12 protein-coding genes are annotated in these 8434 nt (G+C 40.9%); 10 read left to right on the top strand and 2 right to left on the bottom strand.

The genetic code is table 11. The features are described 5' to 3' along the window. On the bottom strand, positions 1-350 hold a 350-nt coding region (locus KGY70_13200; protein ID MBS3776144.1), incomplete at its 3' end, for a response regulator. A 9-nt stretch (positions 351-359) separates the two neighbouring features. Next, the gene (locus KGY70_13195; GenBank protein ID MBS3776143.1) at positions 360-1061 is read right to left on the bottom strand and encodes a Crp/Fnr family transcriptional regulator; all 702 of its coding nucleotides are present in this window, start codon (positions 1059-1061) and stop codon (positions 360-362) included. A gap of 214 nt (positions 1062-1275) precedes the next feature. Between KGY70_13195 and KGY70_13190 the strand changes: the two genes are divergently transcribed. The 10 genes from KGY70_13190 to KGY70_13145 form a co-directional block, all read left to right on the top strand. Beyond that, positions 1276-1644, top strand: coding sequence for a response regulator (locus KGY70_13190; protein ID MBS3776142.1), 369 nt, complete (start codon positions 1276-1278; stop codon positions 1642-1644). Between the two features lie 6 nt (positions 1645-1650). Beyond that, complete coding sequence (locus KGY70_13185; GenBank protein MBS3776141.1) at positions 1651-2571, top strand: hypothetical protein; 921 nt, start codon at positions 1651-1653, stop codon at positions 2569-2571. Between the two features lie 51 nt (positions 2572-2622). Then, complete coding sequence (locus KGY70_13180) at positions 2623-3441, top strand: hypothetical protein (protein MBS3776140.1); 819 nt, start codon at positions 2623-2625, stop codon at positions 3439-3441. 216 nt (positions 3442-3657) lie between these two features. Next, on the top strand, positions 3658-3981 hold the full coding sequence (locus KGY70_13175) for an STAS domain-containing protein (protein MBS3776139.1): 324 nt from the start codon (positions 3658-3660) through the stop codon (positions 3979-3981). Between the two features lie 15 nt (positions 3982-3996). Further along, a complete protein-coding gene (locus tag KGY70_13170; GenBank protein ID MBS3776138.1) occupies positions 3997-4362 on the top strand; it encodes a response regulator in 366 nt (121 codons plus the stop codon). Continuing rightward, complete coding sequence (locus KGY70_13165; GenBank protein ID MBS3776137.1) at positions 4362-6422, top strand: chemotaxis protein CheA; 2061 nt, start codon at positions 4362-4364, stop codon at positions 6420-6422. The genes KGY70_13170 and KGY70_13165 overlap by 1 nt, the downstream gene beginning before the upstream one ends. 15 nt (positions 6423-6437) lie before the next feature. Further along, the gene (locus tag KGY70_13160; GenBank protein MBS3776136.1) at positions 6438-6992 is read left to right on the top strand and encodes a chemotaxis protein CheW; all 555 of its coding nucleotides are present in this window, start codon (positions 6438-6440) and stop codon (positions 6990-6992) included. A 17-nt stretch (positions 6993-7009) separates the two neighbouring features. Further along, positions 7010-7276 carry a hypothetical protein gene (locus KGY70_13155; GenBank protein MBS3776135.1) on the top strand — a complete coding sequence of 89 codons (267 nt, stop codon included), beginning with the start codon at positions 7010-7012 and terminating at the stop codon, positions 7274-7276. 1 nt (position 7277) lies between these two features. After that, a complete protein-coding gene (locus tag KGY70_13150; GenBank protein MBS3776134.1) occupies positions 7278-8135 on the top strand; it encodes a hypothetical protein in 858 nt (285 codons plus the stop codon). A 13-nt stretch (positions 8136-8148) separates the two neighbouring features. Further along, positions 8149-8434, top strand: a 286-nt coding sequence (locus KGY70_13145; protein ID MBS3776133.1) for a hypothetical protein, incomplete at its 3' end; no start/stop codon positions are given.

The raw sequence follows: 8434 nt of genomic DNA, 5'->3' as shown, positions 1-8434 counted from the left end.
ACTTTTTGTATAGAATAGGGTTTGGTGAGCAGTTCATTGAAACCTTCTTTTTTATAGTCGGCGAAGAAATCGGCTGGATTATAGGCAGTTAATGCCACAATGGGGATTTCGCAGGAGGGATGTTCCATCTCATTACGGATATATCGGGTGGTTTCCAGCCCGTTCATTACCGGCATTTCAATATCCATGAAGATCAGATCCACCTTTTGGTCTCTGATTATCTGTATGGCCCTTTCTCCGTTTTCCGCTTCCATTACATTAGAGGCAAATTCCAGGGTGATCTCTTTAAGGAGCATCCGGTTCATGATGATGTCGTCAACAATAAGTAGATTGAAATTCTTTTTAGTCATATAATTTGCTTATCCGAGTCTGCTTAATGTTTTAATAATGTCGTAACTTTTAATGTTGACATGTTTGCCTTCCAGTTCAATAATCTTATCGTGTTTGAATTCGGTAAGTGTGCGGATCAGGCTTTCTTTTGTAGTTCCTGCCAGCTCAGCCAGTTCCATACGTGTTAAAGGGAAAGAGAACTGATTGGAATCGTAGATTTTTTCGGCAAAATATACGATAATGTCTGCTATTCTTCCGGGGAGCTGCTTTTGTGACTGGCTGACCAGCCTTTTGAATATTTTCAGGTTTTCGGAGGTAATTGTTTTCAAAATTTCGTGGGAATATGCTCCGTTGTTACGCACCAGTGATTCGAATACCTCTCTGTCGATGATATAGACCGTGGTGTTTTCCACTGCTGCGGCAGAGTAACTGAAAGTTTCCTCTCCGAAAACCGAATTCAGACCCAGAAATTCTCCCGGGATTCCGAGTTTTATGATTTTGGTCTTGTTGTTCCTGCTTTCTCTGTAAATTTTAATGAGACCCGATAAGATGTACATTACATGGGAAGTGCGTGTATCCTGTTTGAAAATTACATCATTCTTATGGTAATTCACTACGTTGCTTTGGCTTTTTATTTGCTCAATTTCCTTTGCATCGAGCATCTCCTCAAAAGGGATCACGATGTTATTGCTTTCCCGTGTTGTATGGTCAATGTGGTTTTGGTCTTTCATTAAACCGTCCTTTTTATTTAATGGGATTAAAAATGAGTTGTTTACATCAAATAGGTGATTTATGTCACCTTGTATGTAGGATATAAATCACCTTATATACTAATTCAAATCATTTGAATATCTGTCACTTTAGCCTCCAATGATCCGTACATTTGTTTGAAGTTATAAAGTATGCAATATATAAAAAGAATTTCATAGTACAAAGATAATGAGTTTGAGAAGGAAAGAAATAATGGTGGTGGATGATTCTGAAACCAATCTGATTTTATTGCAGGCGGTATTGGAAGATGCGGGTTATCATGTGGTTTTGATGGATGATCCTATAAAGGCAGTGGAATATATCAGGTATAGCCAGCCTGATCTGATATTGCTCGATCTGTTAATGCCTGATCTGGATGGATTTGATTTTCTGAAGCGGCTGAGCAACGGATCGGATAAATTAACCACTCCTGTTGTGGTGGTTACAGCTTACTCCAATGAGGAATATTACAGGAAGGCTAAGGAATTGGGGGCCTTGGAGATCATTGACAAACCCGTTAACATTCCTTCTCTATTAAACACAGTAAATAAAATCATTAACTAATAAATCATGTCCGATAACCAACAAGAAAATATCAATTTACATTCCCTGCTGGAAACTTACTCCATTCAAGAGATATCAGATCTCTTTTCTGAGATTGATAAAAAAATCGTTTCCCTGCATCAGGTTTCATCCGAGGATTTTTTAAGATTAAACAGAGATTTTAAAAAATTCCACAAACAGGCCAATCAGATTTCTGAAAACGCTTCTTATCTTTTTGATTATATCACAGGCCATGAGAATAATGAATTGATCAAGGACATCGATAAGTTTTACAAGCGTTTAAAGTCACAAAGTGAGCTGTTTAACTCTCATTTTGAGCTGGTAAGCGAGTTGATCAATCCTTTGCTTTCCAAACTGCGTCAAAGCTTTTTCCCGATAAAGAATTTCAAGCAGAATCTTACAAGCCTTAAATTCCTGGAGTCAAATCTGGAACTGGGAGCGACCTTTTCTGAGGAATACAGTTCTCCCTATGTACAGGAGACTTGTGAAGCACTCAGGGAAGAGGTTACTCAAATTGAAAAACTTTTTGCCAGACTGAAACAGCTTCTTAAAGACAAGTTTCTTTTAAGCGATCAATTCAATGCAGAAAAAGTGGATATCAATAAAATACTGGATTTATTGAAAGAGGAGATTGAAGTGTATTCGCAACATTATCAATCTGCAAAGCAAAAACTTCCTGAAATCAAAGAGAAAACGGATGCAACCTCCGAAAGCATTAACAAAATAATTACCAGCCTGCAATATCAGGATATTATTAAACAGAAGATGGAGCATATCCAGAGAACCCATAAAGAATTGGCAGGTGAGCTGGAGCATTTCGAATCTGAAGATAAAACCACCCTCAATGAAAAAGCGAAATATTTCATACGCCTGCGGGATATAGCGGGTCTAAAGGCTGCCCAACTGATGCATACCAACAAAGAGTAACAGACGGCTATAGAAAGAATTTCGGATAAATTCCTGGAAATCGGAGAAAACATGACACTGGTCTCCAAACAGTGCGCTGATTATACCTCCTTTGACTCCGATAAACAGAAGGTATTTTTCAATTCGCTGAAAAACAATCTAAATAAAGCTGAACAACAAATCCAGCATTTTTGCCGGTTTAATGTCAATTTCAGAAAAAATGTGGATGAGATCGTTGAATTGCTTAACCGGATTCTTCAACGGTACTCCCGTATCCAACCTTTGATGGATGATTTGGAGGGTAAGCTGAAAGATCCTTCCTGGCAGCATGAAGAAGATGAAGGCAATGCGAATATCATCAGGCAGATGATTCAGGTATTCGAAGACCTGAAAGGCAATGGTAAAATTATGGCGGGTCTCTTTGAAGAATATAAAAAGCACAGGGAACATCTCAACCGGGAGGTGATCGGTTCCATGTCGCATGCCGGCGAAACCGAATGTGAGGATTTTCCGGAGAAGATCAGCCATTATATGAACAACCTTAGTGAAATGGAGTCGAAGATCGTCGGTAAGCTGAAAGAAAATAATGAATTGAGCGATAAGGTATTCAAAGACGTTCAGCACTCGGTGAACCAGATACAGTATTATGAATATTTTGAAAAGGAGATTGAAGCGATTGTCGATGAGCTGAATGCGCTTAACTTCAATCTGAAGAGCAATTCTGAAGAGGATGTGGCAAGCAGGAAGGAGAACCTGGAGCGGCTTAAGCAATATTATACCATGAATACAGAATTTGATATACATGAACAGGTCACCGATGGTGGAAATGTAGATATGGAGAATGGAGGGGGAGAATCTGACGATGAAGGCGGGGATCTGGAGCTGTTTTAATTAGAGTCTGTCTATAATATCCGCTGGCTGCGTTACGCTCGTTTTTCATGTCAGTCGATTACATCTGGTAGAGACGTACGGCCGTACGTCTCTACACTGGCATTCAAAACTCGCAAGCCTTGCCAGCGAACATTCTAGACGAGACTCTTTCAAATTTCTTTGACTTTATGGACAAACACTAATTAACTATTAATTAATAAATAAATATTTGTACCAATGAAAACAAGTAAACATGTTACCATTACTCCTTACGAAGAAGAAGGAGCGGAAAAGGCTGAAATGACCATCAGAAAGGAACTGACGATCTACACCATTTTAGAGATCAAAGACAATTTTCTGGAGGCCATTGAAAAGTACAATGAGCTGGATGTGCATATTAAAGAGGTTGAAAACATTGATCTCAGCTTCATTCAGCTTATAGAATCCCTGAGGAAAACGGCCGAAGCATACGGAAAAACCATATCTGTTTCAGCCGAATTAACGGATGAAACCAGGGATTTGGTTGAAAATACCGGATTTGATCCTATTTTGCAAACTTAAAATATCTATAAAATTATGGGTAAAAATATCCTGGTAGTTGATGATTCTGAGAGCATAAGGGAAGTAGTTTCCTTTACGCTCGAGAATGAGGGGTATAATGTTAAGCTCGGTAATGACGGTACGGATGCTCTGAAGCATTTCAACGGAGATCCGATTGACCTGGTGATTACTGATCTTCATATGCCCGAAATGGATGGGATTGAATTCATTAAGGAAGTACGTAAAAAGGAACAATATCAACGCATCCCGATATTGTTCCTGACCACTGAATCTCAGGCATCCAAGAAACAGGAAGCCAAGGAGGCAGGGGCAACGGGATGGATTGTTAAACCATTTGTTCCAGCTAAATTATTGGCTGCACTCAAAAAAGTTATGAGATAATGGAAAAATTCACAGAAAAGTTTATAGAAGAGGCTACGGATAACATTTCGAACCTGGAAGACGCCCTTTTGAAACTGGAGAATGATCCCGGTTCAACCGATCTTGTTGAGCGGGTTTTTCGGTCAATGCATTCGTTGAAAGGTGGGGGATCCATGTTTGGTTTTACCAAACTGAGTGATTTCACTCATCATCTGGAAAATTTGTGGGACAATATCCGGGAAGGCCATTTACAGGTGAATCAAGGTTTACTGGATATTACACTGCAGGCAGTAGATCATCTGAAAGTCCTTTTGAAGGAGAAAGACGAGCTTTCCCCTGATACCGAAACCACTCATAAAAACCTTACCGTTCAGGTGATGAAATTCCTCGGGGAGGAAAATACCGCTGACGCAGGAGAGGGTGTTTCAGACAGTTCATCCGGTGATAGCGGAGATGATTCAAAAACTTATTACATCTATTTTGATCCCGCGGAAAATATTTTTGATGATGGCACCAATCCGCTTTTCCTTTTGGACGAGTTGAATTCATTAGGTCAGTGCAAGATCATACCTTATCTGCATCGTATTCCTGTGCTTCATGAGATGGAACCGGTAAAGTGCTACACTTACTGGGAGGTCATCCTGGCTACGCAGGAGGATGAAAATGCCATTCACGATGTGTTCATTTTTGTTCAGGAGCAGGCTGAGATCAATGTGCATCTGCTAAGCAACACCAATCTTTTCAATAACAGCAGTTTTCTGGAGCAATTGGAACAGCAGGCAAGTGGTGAGAAAGATTTGGGATTCGAGGGTTTCAGGGACATGGTAGACGGCCTTACCGCGAAAGAAGATTCTGCTGAAGTGGCTGATAACCGGCCTGCCAAAGGAAGTGGAAGCAAGGAAAGCACCATTTCAAGCATTCGTGTTGAGTCCGAGAAAATTGACCATATGATGAACCTGGTCAGTGAGCTGGTTACCACACAGGCAAGATTGAGCCTTCGTGCCGAACAACTGAAAGACAGTGAGCTGGAAGGAATCGCCGAGAATGTGCAGAAACTGACCCGACAGTTGCGTGACAATGCCTTTGATGTGGCCCTTGTACCCGTGGAAACCATGCTGACCCGTTTTCAGCGGTTAGTCAGAGATCTTTCCGGCAGTCTCAATAAAAAGGTGAACTTTACAGCAGAAGGCACCGATACCGAACTGGATAAGAACATCATCGAAAAACTTACCGATCCCCTGCTCCATATCATAAGAAACTGTATAGATCATGGGATTGAAACACCTGAGGAGCGCAGCAAAGCAGGAAAGCCGGAGGAAGGAAAGATAACCTTCAAGGCATTTTACTCAGGAGCCAGCGTGCATATACAGGTACATGACGATGGCAAAGGTATAGACCCGGAAAAGATCCGAAAGAAGGCTGTTGAAAGAAATCTGATCTCTCCTGAGGCTTCCTTGTCCAGAAAGGAGATCTTTGATCTGACTTTCCATCCGGGTTTTTCCACTGCAGAAAATATAACAGATGTTTCCGGAAGAGGCGTCGGCATGGATGTGGTTAAAAGGAACCTGGGTGAGATCAGGGGAGAAGTGGAAATAGATTCTGAACCTGGTACAGGTACCACAATCACTGTTAAATTGCCCCTGACCCTTTCCATTGTTGACGGATTGCTTGTGCAGATCGCTGAGAGCAAATATGTCATTCCCTTATCTGCTGTGGATAAAATTTATGCCGTCAAACACAGTGAGGTAGTGGATCATTTTAACAACCTTATTGTGCTGGATGGCGAACGGACTCCGTTCTTCAATCTGAGGGAGGAATTTCATCTTCCCGAGTCGGAAAATGAAACCGAAGAGATTGTGGCGGTCCGGTATGAAGAGACCCGGGTGGGTCTGGTAGTGGATAACGTGATTGGAGAATATCAGGCCGTTCTGAAGTCTATGGGTAAGATGTACAAAGAACAGGAGATGATCTCAGGAGCAACCATCCTGGGCGATGGCACAGTGGCCCTCGTGATGGATACCAATAAAATGATTGAGAAATTTTCTTCTTATCAGGAAGACCGGAATTCAATTGTTGAATAAAATTAGGCATGAAAGATGAATAAAGAAGAACTGGAACAAATTACATCCTATTTAACCTTTAAACTGGGCGAAGAAGAATTTGCCGCACATGTGAGCAGGGTTTTGAGTATCATGGAAATGACCAAAATTACCCAGATACCTAAAACACCTGGTTATATGAAAGGAGTGATCAATTTGCGGGGTCAGGTACTGCCTGTGATTGATACCCGCCTTAAGTTTGGAATGAGTGCTGCTGAATATACAGCCAACACCTGTATCGTTGTTATGGAGGTAGAAGTTGGCGGGGAAAATGTTCAGGTCGGAACGATTGTGGATTCCGTTCAGGAGGTGTTGGAAATTGAAAAAGATCAGATTCAGCCACCTCCCACCATAGGCAACCGTATTAAATCCGAGTTCATTTATGGGATGGCCAAAATAGAGGATAAATTCATTATGATCCTTGATATGGATAAGGTCTTTTCTGCAGAAGAGATTGAAGATGTGCAGGCATCCACAGAAAGGGGCCGTCAGCAGCAGCCGGCGGATGAAAGTCCTCAGGAAGCGGTGAATGAAAAGCATGAGGCTGAATAGCCGCAAAATATTGTATCATGTTTCAATCTTTTTTTACCGAAGAAATGTTTGCTTCAAAGACACCGACAAGCCAGACTTATGCTGCAAAATCCACTCAGGTCCAGTCTGGTAATGAAAAATCCGGAAATGAGCATGGTGATAGCAGTGAAGGAGCTGGCAGTGGAAACGGCCAGGGAAATGGAAATGTATCTTACAGTCAAAATAATAAGCAGGGTTACAATTTGAACCTGAATGATAATGGCAAGGGTGGAAACGGTGAAGACAATGATTTTGAACAGTACTAATATGGAAAAGAAGAATTTTAATGCCGTTCACAGTACAAAAATGACCAATGAGGATTTCAAAAAACTCAGCCGTTTCATTACAGAGCATGCAGGCATTAAGATGCCTGATGCCAAAAAGGTGATGCTGCAAAGCCGGCTTCAAAAGCGGCTTCGGTATTTAAACATGAATGATTTTAAGGAATACGTTGATTATGTGTTCACTGAGGACGGGATACAAAATGAACTCATTCATATGCTGGATGTGGTCAGCACCAACAAAACGGATTTTTTCCGGGAACCCGTTCATTTTGAATTCCTGGAAAAAAATCTCTTGCCTGAATATATCAGTCAATTTTCATTACGGAGACCCCTGAAAGTATGGAGCGCCGGTTGTTCAAGCGGTGAAGAAGTTTATACCATTGCAATTACTATGGAGGAGTTCAAGAAGAATCATTCAGGTCTGGATTATTCCATTTTTGGTACGGATATCTCGACGGACATTCTCAGAAAGGCTGTTGATGCCATCTATAAGGAAGAGAAGATAGACAATATTCCCATTGATCTGAAGAAAAAATATTTTCTCAAAAGCAAGGACAGAAGTAAAAAGCTGGTACGGATCGTGCCTGAATTAAGAAATAAAGCGCGTTTCAAAAGGATGAATCTGATGGATTCAAGATATGATCTGAATGATACATTTGATGTGATATTTTGTCGCAATACACTGATATACTTTAACAGGGATACACAGGAATCAGTGATCAATAAATTGACCGGAAAATTAAGAAGGGGTGGTTATTTTTTCATCGGACATTCGGAATCCATTATGGGAATGGATGTCCCTCTGGAACAGATTAAACCCACTATATTTCAACGTATATAAAATTAATTGCAATATGAGCGAATTAACCGACCAGGAGTTGATGGACGAACTCAAAGAACGATTTGACCAGAACAAAAAGTCTCTTGAACAGATACAGAAACTCTACGATGAACTGAAAGAGGTGAATAAAAAGCTGGAGGACTCTGAATCCCTCAAATCTCATTTCATCTCCAATATCACCAATGAGATCATTAATCCTTTTTCTTCGATCATGGGGCTGGCCAAAAACATTATGAGTCTGGAAGAACCGGACTGGAAACAGGTCAAATCAATGGTCTCCATGATTTATTATGAGGCTT

The sequence above is a fragment of the Bacteroidales bacterium genome (assembly GCA_018334875.1).
Taxonomy (GTDB): Bacteria; Bacteroidota; Bacteroidia; order Bacteroidales; family UBA12077; genus JAGXLC01.
The sequence above is the reverse complement of the archived record's forward strand: the minus strand, read 5'-3'. Positions and strand labels throughout refer to the sequence as shown.

Excerpts from the sequence above, each read along its gene's own strand:
- KGY70_13180 (MBS3776140.1), top strand. The coding sequence starts at position 2,623 with ATGACACTGGTCTCCAAACAGTGCGCTGATTATACCTCCTTTGACTCC.
- KGY70_13175 (MBS3776139.1), top strand. The coding sequence starts at position 3,658 with ATGAAAACAAGTAAACATGTTACCATTACTCCTTACGAAGAAGAAGGA.
- KGY70_13195 (MBS3776143.1), bottom strand. The coding sequence starts at position 1,061 with ATGAAAGACCAAAACCACATTGACCATACAACACGGGAAAGCAATAAC.
- KGY70_13150 (MBS3776134.1), top strand. The coding sequence starts at position 7,278 with ATGGAAAAGAAGAATTTTAATGCCGTTCACAGTACAAAAATGACCAAT.
- KGY70_13170 (MBS3776138.1), top strand. The coding sequence starts at position 3,997 with ATGGGTAAAAATATCCTGGTAGTTGATGATTCTGAGAGCATAAGGGAA.
- KGY70_13160 (MBS3776136.1), top strand. The coding sequence starts at position 6,438 with ATGAATAAAGAAGAACTGGAACAAATTACATCCTATTTAACCTTTAAA.
- KGY70_13155 (MBS3776135.1), top strand. The coding sequence starts at position 7,010 with ATGTTTCAATCTTTTTTTACCGAAGAAATGTTTGCTTCAAAGACACCG.
- KGY70_13165 (MBS3776137.1), top strand. The coding sequence starts at position 4,362 with ATGGAAAAATTCACAGAAAAGTTTATAGAAGAGGCTACGGATAACATT.
- KGY70_13185 (MBS3776141.1), top strand. The coding sequence starts at position 1,651 with ATGTCCGATAACCAACAAGAAAATATCAATTTACATTCCCTGCTGGAA.